Here is a 24,377-nt window from a genome sequence, read left to right on the forward strand (position 1 = left end):
TCGCCTTTTTGCGGTGTTTAGACGTCCACGGCTTCCAGCGCCACCGGGACGTACTTGTGATAAGGCGTCTTGGCGATGGGGTCGCAGTGAGCCGCGTCCGTCAGCATGTTGATCGCTGGGCCATTGCGCAACTGTCTTCCTTGCTCATCCTGATAGAGCATGCCGAAGCCGTGAGGCAGCGTCAGTACTCCTGGCAACACGCTCTCATCCGCGGAGGCGATGGCCTCAACCGCGCCCCGTCGGGAACGGCAGCGCACTTTATCCCCGGAAACCAGTCCCAGCTTGGCCAGATCGGAGGGGTGAACGCGTAATACGCCTTCCTTATCCGTCTTGCGCCACTCCGGCCCGCGGTAGATTTGGTTGGCGTTATAGGCGCGGCGTTCGCCGGCGGCGAGGATGAACGGATAATCCCTGTCTTCACTGAGCGCCTCTGTTTTCAAACGATCCAGCCACTCAGTCAGTTCGGGTATATGCAGGTTTATTTTGCGGTCCCTGGTCTTTAACAGATCCCAGGTCTCCTCTACCTTGAAGGTGGAGATGGGCGCGGGCCTGGGACTCTCCAGAAAGCGGTTGAACAGCGCCAGCCCCAGAGCGTAGCCCTTGCCTTGCAGGCCTGTACGTCGGACTTGCGAGCCGAACTTGGCGGCGTACATCTGACAGACGCCCCAGATCGCCGCTGCGGATTGCATGCCTTCCGGCAGCGCCTTGCCAAGGGTGGCGTACAAAATGACCGGGACGTATTTGCGCCACTGTGGGTGGCGCTTCAACGTCGCCGCCAGCGCCAATGGAAAGGCGCGGCTGAAGGGGAGGCGACGGTCCAGCCTGGCCGCTTTTTCCAGTAAAGGAAAATGGTCTGGTATTGCGCCCAGTCCCACCAATAGTCGTCGGTAAATCTCCGGCTCTGGAAGCGTGTCGCCGCTGCGGGGCAGTATGGGGCGACGCAAATGGTAATAGCTGGTGGGGAAGCCGAATGTGAAATAGGTGGACTCCACTTTTTCAAACTGGCTGTCCGCCGGCAATATGTAGTGCGCGTGGAGGGCGGTTTCCGTCATCGCCACATCAATCACCACCATCAATTCCAGTTTTTTGAAAGCGTTCCGATAGGCTTCCGTATCGGCGGCGGACAAGGCGGGATTGGCGCTGTCTACAATTAGGGCGCGGATACGGCCAGGGTGATCGCTATCGATTTCCTGCGGCAAAATGTTTGGCGGGAACAGCTTGGCGATGCCATACATGCCGGTGACGGCGGTTTTCTGGTCATCGGCTTTGGAGTGGCCGATCAAAGGGGCGAATTGGGCCATCAAGTGATTGCCGCCCGATCTGTTGAAATTGCCGGTCACCAGAAACAGTAGTTTTTCCAGATAGGAATTCAGCGTGCTGTGCAGACTGTGTTGAATGCCGAGGTCCGCTCTGACGGTGGCGGATTTCGCTGTAGCGAATCCACGGGCGACCTGGCGCGCCAGCTCGGGATCGACGCCGGCGGTGGTTGCGTATTGCTCTATCGGCAGGTCGATGAAATGACGGCGCAAGTCATCGTAGCCATTGGTGTGTTGGTTTAGGAATTCTTTGTTTTCCAGTTCTTCCTGAAAAATGACGGCGATGATGGCGGAGAGCAGGTAAGCGTCCATACCTGGGCGCACCCGCAAATGAATGTCCGCGTCTTTGGCGGTTTCGCTGACGCGTGGATCAATGACCACCAGAGTGCGGCTGGGGTCTTTCTTGTAGGCTTTCAGCAGGTCCCGGGTTTTGCGCACGCCGTGGGCCATATAAGGGTTGGCTCCCAGCACGATGCAGTAATCGGAGTGCTCCATCCCTTCCAGTACAAAGCAGCTTTCGCGGCCGAACAGTTTCCCGTTTACCCAGAAATCCCCCGTCTTTTCCTGCGCCAACGCGGTATATAAATAGGGCGTATCCAAAGCCGCCCGCAATGCGCCGGAGTAGCTGCCGCCAAGATGATTGCCCTGGCCTCCGCCTCCATAGTAGGCGAATGCGCCGCCGCCATGTTGGGCCTTGATGTCGCGCATGCGTGTGGTGATCTCGGCGATGGCTGCGTCCCAGGAGATAGGAGCGTATTCGCCGTTTGGCTGGCGTTTTAGAGGTTGTCGCAGGCGAGCGGAATGATTTTGGTAGTGATCAAGCTTGGCGGCTTTCTGGCAGATGTAGCCTTCCGAATTGGGCGCCAGTTTGTCGCCTCTTACTTTGACGATGCGTCCCTTGTCCACCTGCATTTCCAGGCCGCAATTGATGCTGCATAGAATGCATGCAGTAGGCTTCCATACAGGCTGATCGACGCATTCTTCAACTGTCTCTGCATCAGACATGATCACTCTCCTTTCTTATTAGTTCTATTTTGGAACCTATGAAATAGTAAATTCCAAACTGGAACCTGTAAAGCTATACTTCCTGTCGTTCTTTACCTCACATCCGTCAACCTGGAGAAGTCACCTGCTCGCTTATGCGCTGGAATGAAATCCAAGATATCCCTTGCTCAATCGCCCGCACTTTGTCGGTCATTGGCGACCGCTGGACCCTGTTGGTCATCCGTGAAGCGTTTCTGGGCGTGCGACGTTTTGAGCAGTTCCAGAAGCGTTTGCAGATCACGCGCCATCGCTTGTCGGACCGCCTGAATAAACTGGTGGAAAGCGGCGTGTTGCGCAAAGCGTTGTATCAGGGAAGTCCAGCACGCTATGAGTATAGGCTCACCCGCAAGGGGATGGATTTGTACCCTGTGATTCTGGCGATGGCGGGTTGGGGCGATAAATACATGGCTGGCGACGCCGGGCCTCCCGTTGAGTACGTTCATTTGGGCTGCGGTAAGAAAATGACCGCTACGCTGACCTGTTCTGAATGTGGCGAGCCTGTTGACGCCAAATCGGTGAAACCCATGCTGGGGTCCGGACTCCGCGCTTTGACGAAGAGCGCCGACGAATAACGAGAAATCAGGGCGCCTGTCGCCTTTTCGTCGCTGTTGCTGGCAGACTCTCGTTCTTTCCCTTCTTTCCCTTCTTTCCCTTCTTTCCCTTCCCTTTTGGCTTCCTTGCGTCCTCATGTCTCGCTTTTTTCGAGCTTTCCCTGAGAGAACTGTTGCGACTCAAAGTAAATTTAGAGATTAAGGTCTTTGTCTATTTAGAATGCTAAATATTTATAATTTACAAAAAGTTACATTTTTGTGTGCGTGTGACGAAGTGGTGGCTTAATTGGTTGTAATAAAAGAGTTTTGTTCTCTGTTTCGTTAGGTCTTTTGCTCGTTTCCTGAAGGCTCTCAAAATTGAAATATTGAATTCAAACTATTAGGGTGTGTTTTTAATTGAACATTCAATCAATAAAAATGCCTAAAATCGTCGTCGAAGCAGAGAAGAAAGAGCAGCTTATCGAAGCCACCCTGAAGTCGGTGGAAGCCTATGGCATTCCGGGCACGACCATTAATTCCATTAGCCGTTATGCGGGTGTTTCTACTGGCATTATCAGCCATTACTTCGGAGGCAAGCAGGCGCTGATGGAGGCGACTGTCCGCTACCTGCTGGAAGCCTTGAAAACCTCCCTGCTGAAAGAGCTGGCCAAAACGTCGGACGGTTCGCCATACAGTCGCCTTCTTTCCATCGTCGAAGCCAACTTCAGCAAGTTGCAGGTGAGTGAACGGGCGGCGAAAACCTGGATGGCCTTTTGGGCTCAGGCGATGCATGACCCGCAGCTGGCTCGCTTGCAACGCGTCAATGAACGGCGATTGTTCTCTAATTTGAAAGTAAGCCTGCGGGAAATTCTGCCGCCGTCCCAAGTGGAGGATCAGGCTCACGCCATCGCGGCCTTGATCGATGGTTTGTGGCTGCGCAGCGCGCTCAGCTCCGGCGGCCTGTCCGTCGTGCAGGCGGAACGCATTTGTAAGAACTACGTAAGTGAGTTGTTTGAAGGAAAACACAAAGCATGAGCATTCCTGTTTATCAGTCTTTTGTTGACGGCGCTTATCGGGCGTCCACATCGAATGAGACCTTCGATGTGGTGAATCCCGCTACAGGCGAGCTGATTTACCGCGTTGAGCAGGCTTGTGAAAGCCTGGTGCAGGCGGCGGTGGAGTCTGCGCAGCGCGGCTTTGCTGAATGGTCCGCCATGACCGGCATGCAGCGGGGACGTGTGTTACAGAAAGCGGTGGCGCTGCTGCGGGAAAAAAATGACGAGCTGGCTCGTATCGAAGTGCTGGACACCGGCAAGCCCTGGCAGGAAGCGAGCGTCGTGGACGTGGTGACCGGGGCAGACAGTATCGAGTTCTTCGCTGGTCTGGCGCCTTCAATTGAAGGCAATCAGCAATCCCTGGGCGACGATTTCTATTACACCCGCCGGGAACCTTTGGGCGTGTGCGCAGGCATTGGCGCCTGGAACTATCCATTGCAGATCGCCTGCTGGAAGTCTGCGCCAGCCCTGGCTGCAGGCAACGCCATGGTGTTCAAACCCTCCGAAGAAACTCCGTTGGGCGCTTTGAAGTTGGCGGAGATTTTCATTGAAGCAGGCGTTCCCGCCGGCGTTTTCAATGTGGTGCAGGGCGATCATCGGGTGGGCCGTATGCTGACCGCTCATCCCGGTATCGCCAAAGTGTCTTTTACCGGCGAAGTGGGCACAGGCAAGAAAGTGATGGCGGACTCGGCCTCCACTCTGAAAGACGTGACCATGGAGTTGGGCGGCAAATCACCGCTGGTGATTTTCAATGATTGCGATCTGGAAAACGCCGTCTCCGCAGCCCTGCTCGGGAATTTCTACACCCAGGGCGAAGTCTGCACCCACGGCACGCGGGTGTTTGTGCATAAAGAGATTTACGACCGTTTTCTGGCGCGAGTGAAAGAGCGCGTCGAAAGCAATGTGCGCATAGGCGACCCCATGCATCCCGACACCAATCTGGGGGCGCTGATCTCCGCGCCGCACCTGGAGAAAGTCATGGGCTATATCGAGCTGGGCAAGCAGGAAGGCGCAAGGCTGGTCTGCGGCGGCGAACGGGTGCGCCCGCAAGGCGTGGAGAACGGTTATTTCGTCGCTCCCACAGTATTCGCCGACTGTCGCGATGACATGAGCATCGTGCGGGAAGAGATATTCGGTCCCGTCATGAGCGTGCTGAGCTTTGAGGACGAAGAAGAGGTCATTGCGCGCGCCAATGATACGGAATACGGCCTGGCCGCGGCGGTGTTCACCAATGACATCCGTCGCGCTCATCGTGTGATCGGCAAGCTGCAGGCGGGGATTTGCTGGATTAACAGTTTCGGCTATTCGCCGGCGGAGATGCCGGTAGGCGGTTACAAGCAATCCGGCATCGGTCGCGAAAACGGCATGGCCACCCTGAATCACTACACCCAAATCAAGGCCGTCTACGTCGGCATGACGGACCTGGAATCACCTTTTTGAGCGAGCGTTATGGCTGACAAGCAGTTTACCAATAGTTTTGATTACATCATCGTCGGGACCGGTTCCGCTGGATGCGTTCTGGCTAACCGTCTGTCGGAAAGTGGTAAGTTCAATGTGCTGGCGCTGGAAGCAGGCCGTAAAGACGATACCTGGAAGATCCACATGCCCGCCGCCCTGACTTTCAATCTGGCGGACGACAAGTACAACTGGTACTACCACACTGAACCCCAGGCATTCATGAACAATCGCCGCCTGTACTGGCCGCGGGGAAGAGTATGGGGAGGCGGCTCCGCCCTCAACGCCATGGTGTATATCCGTGGTCACGCGCTGGATTATGACCGCTGGGAAGAAGAAGGCGCCAAGGGCTGGGCGTATAAAGACATACTGCCTTACTTCCGCAAGGCGGAAACCCGTGAACGCGGGGGCGACGCCTATCGCGGCAACGCTGGCCCGTTGAACGTGCATACCGGGGACGAAAAGAATCCTTTGTTCGACGCGTTCATCAAGGCGGGAATGGAAGCTGGTTATCCCTACACCGAGGACATGAACGGCTATCAGCAGGAAGGCGTGGGCGTGATGGACATGACCATCAAGCAGGGCAAACGCTGGAGCGCGGCGCAGGCATACCTGCGTCCCGCCCTGACGCGTCCCAATCTGACGGCGGAAACCGGCGCCATGGTCACCCGTCTTCTGTTCGACAAAGGTCGCTGCATTGGCGTTGAGTACGAACAAAACGGCGCACTGGTCAAGGTCAAGGCGGAGCGGGAAGTGATCTTGTCCGGCGGCGCGATTAACTCGCCGCAGACCTTAATACTTTCCGGCATTGGCGATGAAGCGCAGTTGAAGTCTCTGGGCATCCCTGTGGTGGCGCATGTCCCCGGCGTAGGCCAGAACCTGCAGGATCACCTGGAGTTCTATGTGCAGCAAGCCTGTTCGCAGCCGCTGACGTTGTACACCTACACCAAGCAGCCGCGCAAAACCCTGGAAGGCGTGAAGTGGTTTCTGAACCACGACAGCGGCGCCTGCCGCACCGCACATTTGGAAGCGGGCGGTTTTATCCGCACTGAAGCCGGTGTGAAGCACCCGGACATCCAATACCACTTCCTGCCGTCGCAGGTGATTGACCATGGCCGCGTCGATCCGAAGTTGCACGCCTATCAGGCCCACGTTGGGCCGATGCGCCCGACCTCCACGGGTTATTTGAAGGTTGTCTCCCGCGACCCGCGTCAGCACCCGCTGCTGGAGCCGAACTACCTGGCGACGGAGCGTGACCGCTGGGAGATGCGTCAGTGTGTGAAACTGACCCGGGAGATCTTCGCGCAACAGGCGCTTGATCCATTCCGCGGTGAAGAACTGCGTCCTGGTCCGGCTGTAAAAAGCGATGCGGAAATAGACGAATTCATCCGCCAGAGAGCGGATAGCGCTTACCACCCCTCCTGCACCTGCAAAATGGGTGCGGATGACGACCCGATGGCGGTGGTGAATTCCGAGGCGAAAGTCAGAGGCGTTGAAGGACTGAGAGTGGTGGACGCATCCATCATGCCCAGCATCGTCAGCGGCAACCTGAATGCGCCGACCATTATGATGGCCGAGAAGTGCGCAGATCACATTCTCGGCGTTTCGATGCTGCCGCCCAGCGACGCGCCGGTCTGGATTCATCCCGACTACGCGAACAAGCAGCGGTAGCCAAGGCCCGCCCTGGAGACAGGGCGGACCCCAACCATTTCTGGAACGATTGAAGAGAGGAAAAATAATGAACCACTTCAAGCGACTGTTGATCAGCGGTCTGATGTTATTGACGAGTGTTAACGCCTATAGCGCGCAAAGCTGCAAAGAAGTCACCTTTGCGGATGTCGGCTGGACCGACATCACCGCCACCACTGCGTTGACCTCCGTCATTCTGCAGGGGCTGGGCTATTCCACGGAATCCCAGCTGCTGTCTGTGCCGGTGACCTACAAGTCGCTGGAGAACGGCGACGTGGACGTATTCCTGGGCAACTGGATGCCGACCATGGAAGCGGATATTCGCCCTTATGTGGAAAACAAGTCTGTGGAAGTTGTTGGCAAGAACCTGGACGGCGCCAAGTACACGCTGGCGGTGCCCTCTTATGTGGCGGAAGCGGGCGTGAAAACATTCGCGGATATCGCCAAGCATGCGGACAAGTTCAAAGACCGTATCTACGGCATCGAGCCGGGCAATGACGGCAACCGTCTGATTCAGGACATGATCGATAAAAACGCCTTCGCTCTGAAAGAATTCAAAGTGGTGGAATCCAGCGAAGCAGGCATGCTGTCGCAGCTGAAAAGAGCCGTTAAGCGTAAAGAGTGGATTGTGTTTCTGGCCTGGGAGCCGCATCCGATGAACGCCAACTTTGAGCTGACTTATCTCAGCGGCGGCGATGATTATTTCGGCCCTAACTTCGGTGGCGCGTCTGTATTCACCAATGTGCGTAAAGGCTTGATGAATGAGTGCGGTAACCTGGCGCAACTGCTGAACAACCTGGAGTTTTCCCTGCAAATGGAAAACGAAGTCATGGGCGCAATTCTGGATGATAAGAAAAAGCCTGAAGTGGCGGCCAAAGCGTGGTTAAAAGAAAACTTCGACAGCGTCGAAGGCTGGTTGCAGGGCGTTAAAACCATTGACGGCAAGCCAGCGGCGCCGGCAGTGAAAAAACACCTGGACCTGATGTAAGCAGGCGCAGGTATGGACTGGAGTAGTTATTTGAGCGCTCTTAGCAGCTACAAACTGCCAGTCGGCGATTGGATGGAAAGCCTGGTCGATATGCTTATCGACCATGGCGGCGCCTTCTTCGACGGCGTCGCCATTTGTCTGGAATACTTGATCCAGGGGCTCACCGAAGCGCTGTTATTTGCGCCGCCCTGGTTGTTCATCGCCGTCATCGTGGCGTTCGCCGCCTGGCGTCATCGCAATTGGTCATCGCCTTTATTCGCACTGATCGCTCTGGGCCTCATCTGGAATATGGGGTACTGGGAGGAGACGATCGAAACACTGGCGCTGGTCCTGTTTGCGACCGGATTCTGCGTGCTCTTCGGCGTTCCGATTGGCATCGCCGCCGCGCACCGTCCCTGGTTGTATCGCGGTATGCGTCCCTTGCTGGATTTGATGCAGACGATTCCGACCTTTGTTTATCTGATTCCGACCCTGACCCTGTTTGGTCTGGGAGTGGTGCCCGGCCTGATTTCAACCGTGATCTTCGCTATCGCTGCGCCAATCCGCCTGACCCATCTGGGTATCACACAGGTGCCGGAAGAATTATTGGAAGCCGGCAAAGCGTTTGGCTGCAAACCCAGCGTTTTGCTGCTGAAAGTAGAGATACCCGCGGCGATGTCCAGCATTATGGCGGGCGTCACGCAGTGCATCATGCTGTCTTTGTCCATGGTGGTCATCGCCGCCCTGGTCGGCGCCGACGGACTGGGCAAACCAGTGGTGCGCGCCTTGAATACGGTGGATATCGCCACTGGATTTGAAGCCGGGCTGGCTATCGTACTGATCGCCATTTTATTGGACAGACTGTTTAAAAGAGCCTGAGCGCGCCGCGCTTGGTCTCTGCTGAAAGAGTAGTGGGCAATTGCCATGATTGAGTTTAAAAACGTAGACGTGGTGTTCGGCGACCAGCCCCAGCAGGCTATCGCTCTGCTGGATGAAGGCCAGGACCGGGAAGCGATTCTCGACCGCACCGGACACACCGTCGCCGTAAATAACGCCAGCCTGAGAGTGGAAAAGGGCGAAATTTGTGTGCTGATGGGGCTGTCCGGCTCCGGTAAATCCAGTTTGCTGCGCACAGCGAACGGTTTGAATCCAGTGGCCCGAGGGCAAGTGCTCATCACCACGGAAGACGGCGAGCAGGACTTCTTCGCCTTGCCTGTCGAGCAACAGCGCAAGCTGCGGCTAGAGCGCATCACTATGGTGTTTCAGAAGTTCGCGCTGATGCCTTGGCTGACAGTGGGAGAGAATGTCGCTTTTGGTCTGGAAATGAAGGGAATGAGCCGCGCTCAGGTGAAAAAGCGGGTGGATGAGCAACTGGAGCTGGTGGGACTGGCGCAATGGCGCGACACCAAGCCCGGCGAGCTGTCCGGCGGTATGCAGCAACGCGTTGGTCTGGCGCGGGCGCTGGCGATGGAGTCCGATATTATTCTGATGGATGAGCCCTTTTCCGCATTGGACCCGCTGATCCGAAATCAGCTGCAGGATGAATTGCTGCGCCTGCAGGAGAAACTGAACAAAACGGTGATCTTCGTCAGTCACGATCTGGATGAGGCGCTGAAGCTCGGCAACCATATCGCCATTATGAAAGACGGATGTATCGTGCAGCATGACACGCCGGAAAATATAGTGTTGAATCCCGCCAATGATTATGTGCGCAGTTTTGTCTCGCACACCAATCCGGTCAATGTGCTGCTTGCGCAATCGCTGATGCGTCCGCTGACGACGGCGGAAAAGGTGGCGGATGAAATCTGCGTCAGCAAGCGCTACGACTATTGGCTGAAAACGGCGGACAAGCTGGAGGACAGCCAGGTTCGATATGCCGACGCCGTATTCCCCGTGCAACGCTGGAGTTCGGAGCAGGAGGTGGAAAGCCTGCAAAAGCTACCCACGATCATTCCCGCGGATACGCTTATGCGGGACGTGGTGGCCATCCGCCACTTCACCGGCCATGCGATATTGGTCGGCGGCGAAAAGGAAATATCCGGCGTTATCAACGACCAGAACATCTACCACGCCCTCCTGGGCCGCCATCTCGACGACAACTGATCTCAACGGCTCGCACCGCACTCTGCGAGCCGTTTTCTTTTATCCCTATCCCAGTTTCATCGTATGTATGGGCCTCATTACCTTTTAATCGACACTAGGCAAAGCGTTAGACGTCTGGCGTGTCCTGTCGCTTTGTGATTTGATGGATAGCCTAGCTTTTAATCGAAGACTTCAGCCGCGCTTAATCATGTTGAACATCTCTACGCCTGCACTACTGTTTCCCGCCATTTCCTTGTTATTACTGGCCTACACCAATCGATTCTTGGTGATCGCTCAGTTGATACGCTCTTTGTACAAGCAATTAAATGAGACGAAGGAGCGTCATATGAAGCAGCAGATTCTGCATTTGCGGAAGCGGATTCATCTGATTCGCTGGATGCAGTCTCTGGGAGTCATGGCTTTTATTCTGTGTACGCTTTCTATGGGCAGCCTGATTTTGGAGCTGGAGTATGTCGGAGAGGGGCTGCTCGGGGGGAGCTTGCTGCTGCTATTGGGGTCTTTGGTTATTTGTCTGATTGAGATTCATATCTCCGGCGCTGCGCTCAGTATTCAGTTGAATAATCTGGAAGACCTCTGAGATCGAGGCAATAAAAAAGCCAGCATCATGCTGGCTTTTCCATATAAAGAGCTGTTTGGAAACTAGCCCGCCATCGTTTGATCTTCCACGCCAAAGACATTCCGATACAGTGCGCCGTAGCAGATCATGGTCATGGGTATTGTCCAGATCAGGCCAATACCCAGTGGGATCATCGCCACAAAGTTAATCAAGCCCAACAACAAGAACAGGCCAAAAACGGCGAACCAGCGTTTGGTGACGGCTTTGCGTGAGGCTTCCAGGGCTTGCCAGGGGGAAAGGTTTTTCTCGATAACCAATGGAAGCGCCAGGTAGTAGCTGAACATTAGATAGATGCCGGGTAATACCAGTAATAGAAATCCGATAAACAGCATGACGTACATCAGGATAGCGGTTAAAAGCAAAGGCAACGCTTTATGGAAATAGTTAAATACTTCCCCAACATTTAAAGGCGCATCGACTGAGCGCTTAAGGCCAAGCATAAATAGGCCCATGCCAAGAGGCAGCGATACGGCTGTGACGACCACTTGATTGAGTATGGCCAGGACTACGGCAGCTCCGCCGCTGTCGGGGCCTACAATGCCGATGACAAAGCCCATAACCAGGGATACGCCAAACATAACAGCGAAGTAAACAATACCTGCCAGGATAATAGTCAGCTTAGCCCCACTGGTGCGTTCCCAGGCTTCACTGATCAGTTCGCCCACCCGAAAGTGGTAGTTGCCGTTAACGCCGTCTTCCAGCGAGCCCCACCTGCGGTCTCCACTACGCTCCGGAGTGAGGTTGGATTGCGGAGTAGAATAAACGTCGCTCATAGTTATTCCTTAATGCCCGTTGTTTTATTAATAAAAATTAACAGACAAAATATAGCATATTATTCCTAACAGATAGCCAGACTGGAAAATTTATTTTTTACAAAGAGTTACGGAGTTCGCGGTATGGAGCGGGAAGTTGCTCAAAAAGAGAGCTTTTTGCGGCGTTACTGAGCTGGACGAAAGTATCGGGGCCTTTGATGAGGCCCCGATATGCAGAACTTATTTTTTAAACGCCATGACCGCTTGCGCCAGGCGATCAATATCATCCCGTGAAATATCCAGATGAGTGACGAATCGGATCGTTGGCGATGGCGAAATTAAAATATTATGTGACTTCAGATACTGCGCCAGTGCGTTGATATCCTCTCCTCGATAGCTGGCGAACGCCATATTGGTCTGCACCAGACTCATATCTATATCGAACAGGTTGGTCTCCGCCAGACGTTGCGCCAGATAGGCGGCGTTGTCGTGGTCCTCCTGCAGGCGTTCAACCCCTGACTGCAAAGCAATGATGCCAGCGGCGGCCAATACGCCAGCCTGCCGCATGCCGCCGCCACAGACTTTTCGCCAGCGTCGGGCGGTATCGATAAAGGCCTTGTCGCCGCACAACAGGGACCCAACTGGCGCGCCGAGGCCCTTTGACAGGCAAATGGAGACGGAGTCGAAGTATTGCGTGACTTCTTTGGGATTAATGCCTTGCTTGACGGTCGCATTGAACAGACGGGCTCCGTCCAGGTGCGTGGCGAGCCCTCTGCGGCGGGCAAGCTCCGTTGCGTTTCGGATGTAATCTTGCGGAATCACCTTGCCGCCGATGGTATTTTCCAGGCTCAGCAGGCGGGTGCGGGCGAAATGGAAGTCGTCTGGCTTGATGGCGGCTTCTATTTTTGCGAGAGGGATAGTTCCGTCCGCATCATGCTCAATGGGTTGAGGTTGTATGCCTCCCAGCACTGCTGCGCCGCCGCCTTCATATTTATAAGTATGCGCCTGTTGGCCGACCAGATACTCATCGCCGCGCTGGCAGTGGGTGAGCAACGCCAGCAGGTTGGTCTGGGTGCCGCTGCAGGCGAACAAGGCGGCTTCATAGCCCAGCATCTCCGCCGCTATGTCTTGCAGGCGGTTGACGGTTGGATCATCGCCGTAGACGTCATCGCCGACTTCCGCGGCCGCCATGGCGGCTCTCATCGGCTGGCTGGGACGAGTAACGGTGTCGCTGCGAAAATCAATCATAATTGGATACCAATGCGATAGAATGTTCTGTTTTGTCGGGCCGCTCGAATCAATGACGCCGGAGAATCTGTCTGAGAGGACAGGAACGAGTTGTCAAGCCAATGCTATTTTGGTAATTCTGAGCGCCCCTGACTTTTTTTAAAGGACTAGACCAGAGCGAATATTACGGATTAATCGCGAAATTGCGGAGCCTGGCCCTCCCAATTGTGTTAAAGTTACGTGTTACTACGTATGCCTCTGCAGTCGACAGTTTATGCGGCTACATAAACTGAATTGAGGGTAGTAAGGATTAACACGCCCAGATTCGGACGACAACGTGTTTCGAACCAAAAGACGTAGAGCCAAGCACTCGATCCAGTTTCATTTGGCGATGGCCTTTATCGCGCTATTGCTCACTTTCGGCGCGGTATTAGGCTGGTTTCACCATCAGAAAATGTCGGACATATTTATTACGTCCACCCATCACCTGTTCGATAGAGTGGCCACGGACGTCAGCGGCGCGTTTTACGCAGGCTACTCTCCCGTCTCCGCCACCGTCAAACTGCTCTCACTGTCCCCATTGATGCAGGAGAATGACCTCGAAGGCCGCTTGCAGCACTTACCCAGTCTGGTGGCCGTTTTGCGCGCGCAACCGCAGGTCGCCGCGTTATCCGTAGGGTATGCGGACTCGGAATATTTCATCATTCGCAACCTGAACTCGGAATATCTGCTGAAGCGTTTTGATGCGCCATTGGGGGCGCATTATGTGGTGGACAACATCGAGCGCAGCGACGGTTCCAACGCCTTCATGCGCTTCTACTATGACGAAGCGCTAAACCGAATTGGCGAGAAAGATCTCGGCTACACCAATTACGATCCCACCGTGCGTCCCTGGTATCGTTTGGCGGCCTACACGCGCGACGTCACCACCACACAGCCTTACTTATATTATTTTATCGGCAAGGTCGGGGTGACGGCCGTCAAACAGGACCCCGCCAGCGGCGCGGTGTTCGCGGCGGACATCACTTTGGAGTCGCTGTCGCAGACCTTGCAGGAAAATCGGGTCAGTCCCTCGTCGCAAATGTTGATCTATACCCATGACGGTAGCGTGATCGGTAGTCTGGACCCCGGCTCAATCGTAGTCGACAACGATCCCGAGAAACTGCGCATATTGCAGCTGGCTGACCTGAAAAGTCCTGAGATTCGCGACTTTATCGCGCGACAGAAGGAATCCGCCGGCTCTGACTTTTTCTTCGACTCCCACGGCGAACGCTGGCTGGGAGTTACCCGTCCCGTTAACCTGGTGGGCTTCACCGCCAACCTGATGATACTGGCGCCAGAGTCCGAGCTATTGGCCGAGGCATACGAAATCACCAATCAGTCAGGCGTGATCACCTTGGTTATCGTGATACTGGCCTTGCCGTTCGCGTTGTTTTTCGCCAATCAGATTGCGCGGCCGTTGAAAAATCTGGCGGAGGAGACCCGACGTATCCAACGGCTGGACTTCGTTTCGCCATTGACGGTGAAGTCCTCCATCAGCGATATCGATTCCCTGGCGTCCGCTATTGAGCTGATGAAAAACACCATCAGCCGCTTTACTGGATTGACCCGCACCCTGGCGGAGGAGCGGGATTTCGATCGCCTGTTGCATGAAGTATCTCTTAATGCGATGCATATGAGTCAGGCGGAAGGGGCCCTGGTCTATCTTATCGATCCCGAAGAAGAGCGCTTGTGGCCGGCGTGCTTTCAGACCCGTCATGGCGCCAAAACCCATCATGCCATGCCGTCACTGAATCTGTCGGATCAGAATATCGCCTTTGTGCAGGCGACCTGCCAGGACGATCTGAGCGTCATTGCCGTCACATACGACTCCGCAGCCCGTTGCGGCACCCATGAAAGTCTGCTGAATCACGTGGGTAGCGAACGCCTCAGCACGGTGGCGATGCCGCTCAAGAATCGCCAGGGGCGGCGCATTGGTCTGTTATGTCTGCTGTTTCAGCCTGATGAAGATAATAGCCTGACCGCACCGGAAGAGAGGCTGGCGTTTGTGCGGGCGCTGGCGGGATTGTGCGCCCTTTCCATCGACAGCGGATATCGCGCCAGTCCCCGCAAGCAGGCGGTTTGAGACTAAGCTGCCCGCATAGCGGGCTATGCCATCTCTCAACTTGATTTATAATTCGATTCGTGGAAAGGTTGTGCCCACTCATGCGGATCAAATTAGCGAACAAATAATGCCGAAACGTCAACAGCCTCTTGGCGTCCGAACTGGCGACGATTATGCAGCGCGAGCGCGTCGCCGCAAGACCTGCGGCAAGCTCCAATAAGCCTGTATGCCGATTCACTTTGTTACCGGCTCGCATAATTTCAGGCGGCTTCTATCCTTACTTCTGTTGCTCTTCAGCTGCGTCTGGGCGCTAACGGCGCATGCGGACACGATGGAAGAGCGCCGTATCCGCACCAGCCTGAAGTTGTTCCGCGCCATGCTGGCGGCGGATCAGGATATAGAGTCCAAGAAGACCCACGACGACTATTTGAAAATAGTGCTTATCTACGCCAACAACAGCGCCAAGGCGGAGTTTTATGGCCGCGAACTGCTGGAATTGGGCGAGGGCGAACAACAGGCCCGGGTGCGTGGACTCCCCATTCGGGTTGAGATTTCCAACGATTTTGCATTGAGTAAATATCAGACGGCGCCGCCCGCCGGCGTTTTCGTCATCGAAAAGCTGTTTGATGACGAATTGCGGCAGTTGATCCAATTCGGCGTCGACAAACAGGTGGTGCTCTACTCTCCGTTTGAAGGGGATGTGGCCAAAGGCGTGTTGGGCGGTCTCGCGGTAGAGGCGCACATTAAGCCCTATATTAATCTGCAGACGCTGGCGGAATCCCAGATTCGTATCAAGGCGTTTTTTCTGAAGGTGGCGAAAACTTATGGCCCGTGACACCCGTGCAGAGCGATCCCGCGTGCCTATCGCCGCCACGCTTGCGTTTTCATTGCTGGCGCTGGCGTTGGAAGGCGTGCTGGCGGTTTATTGGTTTCTTGGGCTGGAACCCCGCTTAAGCGAAGAAGCGCAGGCGAACGCCCAGATACTGGCGTACTCCCAGGGGGTGGCGCTGGCGGATGTGCTGACGGAACACGCTGGTCAGCCGGTGGACCGTGAGCGGGTGGAGCGTGTGATTGATCAGATTCTGCTGCTGACCGATCCAGTGTCGGAGACGCCTTTCTTCCAGAGCGTGACCCTGGAGCTGGACTACAGCACGTTGAATGCGCCCTCAGGCATTCTGAATCGCACCTGGGGCGTGCGCAAATGCGCAGGTTGCTACGCCGCTCAAATTGAGCTGTACTCGAGGGTGACGGATGAGCTTCTGGGCGTTGCGCGCTTTGAAGTCAGCCACCTTTTCTTCAGTAAGCTCAAGCGTAATATGCAGCATGCCTTTCTGATGGATGCGTTACTGACGCTATGTCTGTTGTTGATCGCCTGGGTGGTGATCAACATCCTGATACGGAAACTGCGCGCTGAGATCGACGCGCGCAAACAGACGGAAAAAGAGCTGATCCTGGCCAAAGAACAGGCTGAAACCGCCAGTGAAGCCAAGAGCTTCTTCGTGGCTAACGTCAGTCACGAGATCCGCACGCCCATGAATGCAATACTGGGTATGTGCTATCTGATGCAGCGCACTGATCTGGACGCGAGGCAGACGGATTTTCTCAATCGCATCAACGTCGCCGCCAAATCATTGCTGGCGCTAATTAACGACATTCTCGATTTCTCCAAGATTGAAGCGGGCAAGCTCAAGATAGAAAACCGCCCCTTTAGTCTCGACGGCGTATTGCAACAGCTGGCGCAAATGGAGGCGGCGAAGGCGGCGGAGAAACAACTGGAGCTGATCTTCTCCGTGTCCCAGGATGTGCCGCAGCGCCTGAAGGGCGACCCGGACCGCTTGGGACAGATCCTGCTCAATCTGGTGAACAACGCCATTAAGTTCACGGAGCGCGGTAAGATTGTGGTGACGGTGCGTCTGTATAAGAAAGAAGCGGGCGACGAGGGGCCTGTGATGCTGCGCTTCTCTATCCGTGACACTGGCGTCGGTATCGCGCCGAAAAACCTGTCGCGTCTGTTCGCGGCATTCAGTCAGGTGGACAGCCGTTTGAGCCGCCGTTATGAAGGCACTGGACTGGGGCTCGCTATCTGTAAGCAACTGGTGCAGTTGATGGGAGGGAAGATCTGGGCGAAGAGTACGCCAGGCAAAGGCAGTACCTTTGTGTTCACGGCCGGTTTTCAGGTGGATACGGATGAGGCGCCGCCGCCACAGGAAGTGAAAGAAGTCGGCCCGGTGGCTCGTCCGCGGGTATCGGGCAGAGTGCTGGTGGTGGAGGATAATCCGGGTAACCAGGAGGTGGCCCGTCATCTGCTGGGTGATCTCGGGCTGCATGTGGACATCTGCAACAACGGCTTGCAGGCCATTAACCGCATCAAAGACGCCCTGTATCGCAAAGAAGGACTCTGGGACCTGATATTCATGGATATTCAGATGCCGGAAATGGATGGCTTGCAGGCGACGCAATTGTTGCGCAAACTGCCGGGTCTGGATAAGACGCCGGTTATCGCCATGACGGCGATGGCGATCGCCGGTGATAAAGAGCGTTGCCTTAAGGCGGGTATGAATGATTATATTACCAAGCCTATCGACGTGAACCAGTTGTACCGGACGTTAAAAGCCTGGATGCGGGAAGCGCCTCCGAGCAAGCAGGTGGAAGCGGTCGAGTCTACGGCTGACAAGCCCGTCCGTAAGATCACGGAGAACTCTATCGAGCTGGATTTGCCAGGGATCGATTGGCAACAGGCGCAAGCGCGCTTCTTGGGTAATATATCCCTATTGCTGCATCTGGTGGTGGATTTTATTGAAAACAACTCTCACGCTTGCGCCCGCTTGCAGGACATGCTGGATCAGGGCGATGAGCAGGGTGCGGAGCATTTGGCCCATAGTCTGAAAGGCGAAGCCGGCAACCTGGGCGCCGAAGACGTGTATCAGGCCGCCATGACCCTGGAAAAGGAGATACGCCTGGGGCAGGTCAGAAACGAATCCTTAGTGATGCTGGCCGACGCACTGGACGAAATGTCTGGTTCCGCGCGTCAGGCGGAACTGCTGTTGCTGGAGCTGGAAAGCAACGGCGAACCCGAGCCGCAGCCCCAGAACGAGGATGGGCTGGTAGCGCGGGGGGCCTTGCTGGAAATACTGGAGGAGCTGGAAAAACTCATTTCCAGCAATAACTTACGCGCCAGGGACGTCGCTAAAGAAGTCAACGCATACGTATTAAGTGACGCTGCAAAGAGAGAAAATCAGGATTTGCTATTAAACTTACAGAAGTTGAACTTTAAAGAGGCGCTGGAAGCGTTGAGACGTTTGCGAACCCTGATACGAACAGACGATTAGAGCGACGACCTATGGCTAAGCAACAACCGGCCGGGCGTATTTTGGTGGTGGATGATCAGGCCACCAATATTGAGCTTCTGCATAACATCTTCAAAGAAGTGCACGAAGTGGAGTTCGCCATGACTGGCGAAGAGGCGCTGGAAATGGCGATCCGGGACTTACCGGACATTATCTTGCTTGATATCCAGTTGCCCGGCATGGATGGCTTTGAAGTATGCCGCAGGCTTAAGAGCAATGCGAATACCCGGCATATTCCCGTCATTTTTCTGACTGCGAAAAATGATGTGGACGACATGGTCAACGGCTACAAACAAGGCGCCGTGGACTATGTCATCAAACCGTTTAATTGGTTCGAACTCATCGCCAAGGTCAACACTCAACTGGTGTTGCGGGAAATGAAGTCGGAACTGCGCAACGCCCAGGAGCGGGAAGAGTTATTTCTGCGCCAGATTCAGCTGTCGTTGGAAGAGACCGAACTGACGCTTGGGGGCGGCAGACCACAAACCAAACAGCGCGTGCTCATCGTGGACGACTCCGTCAGCAATATCGAAACGCTGGCGAGCATGCTGGGGGACGAGTATGAGCTGTTCTTTGCGGTCAATGGCGAACAGGCCAAGCAGATCGCCCGTGAGGCGCATCCGCACCTGATTATGCTGGATGTAGTGTTGCCGGATACGGACGGCTATCAGGTCTGCAAACAGCTGAAGCGCGAACCGGAAACCCGCGATATTCCCATTGTGTTCGTCACTTCACGGGACTCTGCGGAAGACGAGACGCGCGGTTTGGAAGCCGGCGCCATCGACTATATTATCAAGCCCTATAGCCACTCTATCGTCAAAGCGCGAACGCGTAACTTGCTGGAGCTGGTGCGCAACCGGGACTTGCTGAAGAAGCTGACATTGACCGACGCGCTCACCGGCGTGCCAAACCGGCGCAATTTCCAGGAAGTCTATCGACGTGAATGGTTCCGCGCCTGCCGGGCGCGAGAGCCGCTGTCGCTGATCATGATCGACATTGATAACTTTAAGCGATTCAATGATTTCTACGGCCACCCCGCCGGTGACGCCTGTTTACAGAAAGTGGCCAAAATGATTTATCAAGTGCGCAAGCGCAACACGGATTTTGTCGCTCGCCTGGGGGGAGAAGAGTTCGTAGTCATTCTGCCGGACACGGACGCGGAAGGCGGGCAGCGCTTCGCTGACGCCATGTTGAACGCCGTGCGCAAACTGGCGATCGCCCATGAGCATAACGACGGCAAGAAAATCGTCACCATCAGCGCAGGTCTGGTTACTTGCTATCCTGGTCCACACATCAGTCGCGAAAATCTGCTGTCCACCGCCGACGAGTGCCTGTATCAGGCCAAGAAGGAAGGGCGTAACCGGGTATGCAGTCGCATGGAGCCGTCGGACGATCCGGCGTAAGCTCCACGGCTTGCACAGCCTGCCAATTCACTCTCCATTGGGGTTGCGCCCCGATCACTGGATGCGGATATTGCCCAGCTTGGACTGCTTGTAAATGGTGTAGGGCAGGGACAAAGTATCAAGCACGCCCGATACGACTATATCCACTACCAGCATGTGCGCCTCTCCATCCGTGGCCTGCCAGGTGTGGATGGGAGCGGGCGCGCCATGCAGGCGACAGAGGTCATAAGCAACGCCGCTATAAACCCGGGGGATGGACTCGCAATGAGTCCCGATTTCGTTGAGATTGCGCGCTGCGACATCATCGCCGCGCATGACAGTGTTTACTGTGCCACAGCCGGTAAAAACCGTGACGGAGACAGCCGCAAGGCTGCCCAGAATGGCGGTTTTAAATATATTCATTGTTGGCGGATTAACTGCTGTATTTGTTGTTTGGTTATTGTTTTTCTTTTTCTGTTTTTTCTTAGTCGGCGCCATGTTGACTGTTGGAAAAGTCTAGCCAAAAAATAAGCCTTTTGGTGTGAATTTCATCAACATTGTCAACCGGACTTGATTATAGAAAAGTATTCTAATAAGCGAGTCTGAGATAGACTACCGGCTAATGACCCTATGAAAATCCGCCTATGCAGACGAATCAGAATTTACCGCCTTCCACTGCTAAAGAAGCCGCTGAGCTGCCGGTTTCCCGCTCCTTGATCTTTTGTCTCGCCAATGAATTGCAATGGGACCAGGCGACGCTGGAGCGGGCGTTGAGTCATGCTGGTTATCAGACTTCTCGTTCAGACTGGCTGGCCAGGTGCCGCCTGTTTTTTATGTTGTGCGGCGCGGCGTTGATATTGGCCGGAGTCGCCGCTTTCTTTGCCTTTAACTGGCAAGATCTGCACAAATTCGCCAAATTCGCTTTGATCCAGACGGGTGTCGTGGCTGGAGCCTGGGGCGCCTGGCGTAAAGGGCTGGATAGCCTCGTTGGGCGATGCTGTCTGTTCGCCGCCGCGTTTTTGGCGGGCGTCCATCTGGCGGTATATGGTCAGATATATCAGACCGGCGCGGACCCTTATGGACTGTTTATCGCCTGGGGCGTATTGACCGCGGCCTGGGTCGCAATCGGCCGGCAACCTGGGTTATGGATGCTCGCGACGGTGCTGGCCAACTTGTCTCTGATTCTGTATTGGACGCAGATGCTTTATCCCCACTCAAGTTGGATCGAAGACTTTGGCGGTCCACTGCTCATGCTCGGTCAGATGGTGTGGGACCAGGGGCTGGCGTTGTCGCTATTGTTGCTGAATGGTCTGGTGCTCGTCATGTGGGAGCTTTGCGCCGAGCGTGGGGTGAGCTGGATGCAGGGACGCTGGTTTCCCCGCGTCGTCGCCACTGGCGTACTGGCGTTAATGGCCAGCGCCAGTTTATCGGTGATATTTGACGGTTGGGAGCATGGAGCGCGCTTAGCTCCGTTAACGCCTGTCGGGTTTGTTGTGGTGGTCGGCGGCTGCCTCTGGTTTTATCAGCGCCGCAAGCCTGACTTACTGGTTCTGGCTGAATGCGCGCTTGCGATCATTTTGGTAGTGAACTCTTTAATAGCAAGACTTTGGGCGGATTCATTCGAGTTCGCATTGTTCATGGCGCTGCTGGTTATCGGGCAAACCGCCTTCGCTGCGCTATGGTTGCGTGAGTTGGCGCGTAAGATCCGCAAGGGGGCTCCGCATGCGCGATGATCAATTGACGCTGGCGCAGCTTCTGGAGCGCATGCGGGCGGAGAACCCCGCGATTACCACTGCATCGGAAATGCCGACGCCGTTGCAACAACGACTGTTGCAGTATGAGGAGCAGCCCTGGTTCATCAAGGCGCTGGTGGGATTTGGCGCCTGGCTTGGCAGTTGGCTGTTTATCGCCTTCGCGTTAGGCGTTAGCTTGATGGCTTCCGATGGGGGATATATTGCCCTGGGATTGCTGTTTATAGGCGGCGCTACTGTTCTGAGTCGTGTAGTGGATCATCTGTTCGTCAATCAGGTCGCGCTGGCGACCAGCATGGCCGGCCAGCTGATGCTGGGCTTTGGTCTGGAAGAAATGAATCTGGTTGACGATGTGGAAGGCATACTGGCGACGCTGATTTTGGTCAATCTGGCGTTGATTCCTTTATTCGCGGACCGCGCACATCGCTTTTTGTCCATTCTCTTTATCTGTGTGGCGACGGCCATATTGCTTTATATCTACAAGCAACAAGCGCTGATACCTTTTGCGCCGCCTCTATTGGCGGCGGGATTCGCCTGGCTGACTCTGAATGACTCTCAAAGCGGGTTGCGTCGATACGAAGCCCTGACGTCGCCCCTCGCGGCGGGAATGATTGTCGCTGCGTTAGGATGGTCGCTATTGTCGGCGGTTTATGTACTGCCGGATCTGCTGGATGACTTTGTGTTTTATCCCAACCCTTGGATCTCCACTCTGGGAATTGCGGCGGTTTTGATCTGGTCGCTTTGGCGGGTGTTAACCCCTGTCTTCGGTGAAGATAAGCGCGCGCCGGCGGTGTTGATCGCGACGGTGTTGATCGCAGCGGTGACGGCGCATAACGCGCCAGGATTGACGGCGGCGTGTCTGGCCCTGGTGGTGGGCGTAGCGCAGCGGCGCACGTTTTATATTGGGTTAGGCGTCGTGTTTCTGTCCGTGTTTCTGACGGCATATTTCTACGGCATTGAGATAAGCCTGTTGGCGAAGTCTGTCAGCCTTGTCGCTACGGGCGCAGTATTGATCGGCGTACGCAAATTGCTTGATCGCATCGGCGTCGAAGAGGAGGCCTCGTCATGACGGAGATGTTACGCAGACGTATTCTCTGGGGCGGCCTGGCGTTGGTGCTGCTGGTATGCAACGGGCTGATTATCGCCAAAGAAAGACTGCTCGCAAGCGGTGAAACCCTGTTGTTGGAGTTGGCGCCTCGCGACCCCCGCTCGATTATGCAGGGAGACTATATGCGCCTGCGCTATTCACTCATGCGGGAAATTGACAATGCCTTGGGCGATCAGGAAGACGTGGCGACGGCGGATGGGTATGTGATTGCCACTCTGGATGAAGATAGCGTCGCCCGCTTCCAACGTTTGGCGCAATCAGCGGACGAGGCGGGCGCTTCTGAAGTGGCTATGTTGTATCGGATCAGAGGCGGGCGGGTCAAAATTGCTTCTGACGCGTTCTTCTTTCAGGAAGGGCTTGGCGAATTCTACGAAGCCGCCCGCTATGGAGAGGTTAAAGTGAGTCCTGGCGGCGATGTACTGCTGGTTGGGCTGCGGGATCGCGACAAGCGCCCCATGCAGCCCGCCTTGATAGACGTGGAATAAATTACGCCGCTTTCTCTTCCTTGCTGGCCGCTTCGTCGTTCAGGGAATCATCCTGATCTGAGCGCGGGTCGAATTCCGCCATGACTGGGGTATTGGGCGTAGTCAGGGTATAGGCCTGATGCTCGTCCAGCGGCACAGCGGTTCTGACTCTGCGGCGCCATAACAGGAATCCAACCAGAGCGAGCGACACCACGGCGAAGTAAGTGAAAATTCCCTTGGGGCCCATCATCGAAACGAAGGCGGGCTCCACCAGCGGGCCGGTCATAGCGCCGATGCTGTAAGCGATCAGCAGCCCCTGATTGGCGCTGATCACCTGTTCAGGCTGCAGCTCGTCACAGGCGTGGCTGAGACTGATGGGATAAATCGAGAACGCAACGCCGCCCAGCAGAAAGATCATCAGCGCCATCATGGCGTTGCTGCCGCCGGCGCCATAGCTCATCAGGCTCATGATGCTGCTGAGAATCGCCAGGGCCGCCGCCAGCGCCGTCAGCGTCAGACGACGGTCATAACGATCCGAGGCGCGGCCGACGGGATATTGCAGAGCCATACCGCCCACGATCACCACCGCCATCAGGTTGGCGACCCAGTCCAGATCGTAGCCGGACTGAGTGAAAAACAGCGGCAACAGGCCGTATATCACGCCCAACACCATCCCTGACATGAAGCTGCTCAGCACGCCTGCCGGCGTGAGTCGAATCAGCTCGATCATGCTCAATGGATGCGGTTCGCCCATTTCCGGCATGGCCACGCGTGTAAGGGAAAGCGGCACCACGGACAATGAGGCGGCGATAGCGGCCAGCGCGAAAGGAATCAACGTCAGAGGGTCGATGTACTTCAGCAACAACTGGCCGCAGGCCAGCGAAGCGTAGAAAAGAATCATGTAAATCGCCATCACCTTGCCGCGGTTTTCTGATGAGCTGGACACCAGCATCCAGGACTCTATCACCACTAACAGGCCGCCGGTGGCGAAACCGCCCAACAGGCGTAGAAAGGCCCAGGTATAGGGCTCCACCACCAGTCCGTACATGATGGCGACGCTTGCCAGCATGGAGGCGTACGCCGCGTAAGCGCGGATATGACCCACCCGGATGATGAGCTTGGCGTTGACGAATGATCCGATCACCAGGCCGGCGAAATATGCGGTGGAAATCATGCCGATGGCGAAGGTGGAGGCGCTCTCGGCGGACATGCGCACAGTTAAAAGAGTGGTCAACAGGCCATGGCCGATAACGAAGATCAGCATGCTGATGAGAGGGGGCATGACGCCGAGGGCGCCTGAACGGGGGGCTGACATGGTCAGGCTCATAGTGGAAATGAACTCACTTTGGTAAAACAGGAGACATGCGCATTTTTCAGGGGACTATAGTGTATGCAGCTATTTATTCAAGTTAGCGCAGGTACGTGAAGATACCTGTAACGGTCGTCATGTTCGGCTGGCGATCGCTG

Annotated in this window: 20 protein-coding genes; 15 read left to right on the plus strand and 5 right to left on the minus strand. The window is 55.4% G+C overall.

The window, feature by feature from the left end:
* Positions 1-17: 17 nt before the first annotated feature.
* Positions 18-2,321 carry a molybdopterin-dependent oxidoreductase gene (locus tag HCH_RS03845; RefSeq protein ID WP_011394815.1) on the minus strand — a complete coding sequence of 768 codons (2,304 nt, stop codon included), beginning with the start codon at positions 2,319-2,321 and terminating at the stop codon, positions 18-20.
* A gap of 134 nt (positions 2,322-2,455) precedes the next feature.
* Here HCH_RS03845 and HCH_RS03850 point away from each other — a divergent pair, with 134 nt between their 5' ends.
* The 8 genes from HCH_RS03850 (at position 2,456) to HCH_RS03885 (ending at position 10,736) form a co-directional block, all read left to right on the plus strand.
* Positions 2,456-2,932, plus strand: coding sequence for a winged helix-turn-helix transcriptional regulator (locus HCH_RS03850; protein WP_011394816.1), 477 nt, complete (start codon positions 2,456-2,458; stop codon positions 2,930-2,932).
* Between the two features lie 396 nt (positions 2,933-3,328).
* Positions 3,329-3,925, plus strand: a complete 597-nt coding sequence (gene betI, locus HCH_RS03855; protein WP_011394817.1) for a choline-binding transcriptional repressor BetI — start codon at positions 3,329-3,331, stop codon at positions 3,923-3,925.
* Positions 3,922-5,385 (plus strand): betaine-aldehyde dehydrogenase, encoded by a 1,464-nt coding sequence (gene betB, locus HCH_RS03860; protein ID WP_011394818.1) that lies wholly within the window; start codon positions 3,922-3,924, stop codon positions 5,383-5,385. Before betI ends, betB begins: the two co-directional genes overlap by 4 nt.
* A 9-nt stretch (positions 5,386-5,394) precedes the next feature.
* Positions 5,395-7,071, plus strand: coding sequence for a choline dehydrogenase (gene betA / locus HCH_RS03865; RefSeq protein WP_011394819.1), 1,677 nt, complete (start codon positions 5,395-5,397; stop codon positions 7,069-7,071).
* A gap of 67 nt (positions 7,072-7,138) precedes the next feature.
* Positions 7,139-8,077: a choline ABC transporter substrate-binding protein gene (locus HCH_RS03870; RefSeq protein ID WP_011394820.1), complete on the plus strand. Its 939-nt coding sequence runs from the start codon at positions 7,139-7,141 to the stop codon at positions 8,075-8,077.
* A gap of 12 nt (positions 8,078-8,089) precedes the next feature.
* Positions 8,090-8,935 (plus strand): choline ABC transporter permease subunit, encoded by an 846-nt coding sequence (gene choW / locus HCH_RS03875; RefSeq protein WP_011394821.1) that lies wholly within the window; start codon positions 8,090-8,092, stop codon positions 8,933-8,935.
* A gap of 45 nt (positions 8,936-8,980) precedes the next feature.
* The gene (choV, locus tag HCH_RS03880; RefSeq protein ID WP_011394822.1) at positions 8,981-10,159 is read left to right on the plus strand and encodes a choline ABC transporter ATP-binding protein; all 1,179 of its coding nucleotides are present in this window, start codon (positions 8,981-8,983) and stop codon (positions 10,157-10,159) included.
* Positions 10,160-10,346: 187 nt separating this feature from the next.
* A complete protein-coding gene (locus HCH_RS03885; protein WP_193359413.1) occupies positions 10,347-10,736 on the plus strand; it encodes a DUF2721 domain-containing protein in 390 nt (129 codons plus the stop codon).
* Between the two features lie 62 nt (positions 10,737-10,798).
* Here HCH_RS03885 and HCH_RS03890 read toward each other — a convergent pair whose 3' ends face one another.
* Positions 10,799-11,548, minus strand: a complete 750-nt coding sequence (locus tag HCH_RS03890; protein ID WP_011394824.1) for an integral membrane protein — start codon at positions 11,546-11,548, stop codon at positions 10,799-10,801.
* Positions 11,549-11,767: 219 nt separating this feature from the next.
* Positions 11,768-12,775, minus strand: coding sequence for a low-specificity L-threonine aldolase (ltaE, locus tag HCH_RS03895; protein ID WP_011394825.1), 1,008 nt, complete (start codon positions 12,773-12,775; stop codon positions 11,768-11,770).
* Between the two features lie 316 nt (positions 12,776-13,091).
* On the opposite strand from ltaE, the gene HCH_RS03900 reads away from it, so the two are divergent.
* From HCH_RS03900 to HCH_RS03920, 4 genes are all read left to right on the plus strand, one after another.
* Positions 13,092-14,879 (plus strand): GAF domain-containing protein, encoded by a 1,788-nt coding sequence (locus HCH_RS03900; protein WP_148212470.1) that lies wholly within the window; start codon positions 13,092-13,094, stop codon positions 14,877-14,879.
* A 310-nt stretch (positions 14,880-15,189) separates the two neighbouring features.
* Positions 15,190-15,693, plus strand: a complete 504-nt coding sequence (locus HCH_RS03905) for a hypothetical protein (RefSeq protein ID WP_041598408.1) — start codon at positions 15,190-15,192, stop codon at positions 15,691-15,693.
* On the plus strand, positions 15,683-18,187 hold the full coding sequence (locus HCH_RS32100; protein ID WP_011394828.1) for an ATP-binding protein: 2,505 nt from the start codon (positions 15,683-15,685) through the stop codon (positions 18,185-18,187). Before HCH_RS03905 ends, HCH_RS32100 begins: the two co-directional genes overlap by 11 nt.
* A gap of 11 nt (positions 18,188-18,198) precedes the next feature.
* On the plus strand, positions 18,199-19,608 hold the full coding sequence (locus HCH_RS03920; RefSeq protein ID WP_011394829.1) for a response regulator: 1,410 nt from the start codon (positions 18,199-18,201) through the stop codon (positions 19,606-19,608).
* Positions 19,609-19,662: 54 nt separating this feature from the next.
* Here HCH_RS03920 and HCH_RS03925 read toward each other — a convergent pair whose 3' ends face one another.
* Positions 19,663-20,010: a YceK/YidQ family lipoprotein gene (locus HCH_RS03925; RefSeq protein ID WP_041599210.1), complete on the minus strand. Its 348-nt coding sequence runs from the start codon at positions 20,008-20,010 to the stop codon at positions 19,663-19,665.
* Between the two features lie 221 nt (positions 20,011-20,231).
* Here HCH_RS03925 and HCH_RS03930 point away from each other — a divergent pair, with 221 nt between their 5' ends.
* The 3 genes from HCH_RS03930 to HCH_RS03940 are packed head-to-tail and all read left to right on the plus strand — an operon-like array spanning position 20,232 to position 22,931.
* On the plus strand, positions 20,232-21,320 hold the full coding sequence (locus tag HCH_RS03930) for a DUF2157 domain-containing protein (protein ID WP_011394831.1): 1,089 nt from the start codon (positions 20,232-20,234) through the stop codon (positions 21,318-21,320).
* Complete coding sequence (locus HCH_RS03935) at positions 21,310-22,407, plus strand: DUF4401 domain-containing protein (RefSeq protein WP_011394832.1); 1,098 nt, start codon at positions 21,310-21,312, stop codon at positions 22,405-22,407. Before HCH_RS03930 ends, HCH_RS03935 begins: the two co-directional genes overlap by 11 nt.
* A complete protein-coding gene (locus HCH_RS03940) occupies positions 22,404-22,931 on the plus strand; it encodes a GDYXXLXY domain-containing protein (protein ID WP_011394833.1) in 528 nt (175 codons plus the stop codon). Before HCH_RS03935 ends, HCH_RS03940 begins: the two co-directional genes overlap by 4 nt.
* A 1-nt stretch (position 22,932) precedes the next feature.
* On the opposite strand, the gene HCH_RS03945 is transcribed toward HCH_RS03940, so the two are convergent.
* A complete protein-coding gene (locus HCH_RS03945; RefSeq protein ID WP_049780832.1) occupies positions 22,933-24,225 on the minus strand; it encodes an MFS transporter in 1,293 nt (430 codons plus the stop codon).
* Between the last annotated feature and the right edge of the window lie 152 nt (positions 24,226-24,377).

Source organism: Hahella chejuensis KCTC 2396 (genome assembly GCF_000012985.1).
GTDB classification, from domain to species: Bacteria; Pseudomonadota; Gammaproteobacteria; order Pseudomonadales; family Oleiphilaceae; genus Hahella; species Hahella chejuensis.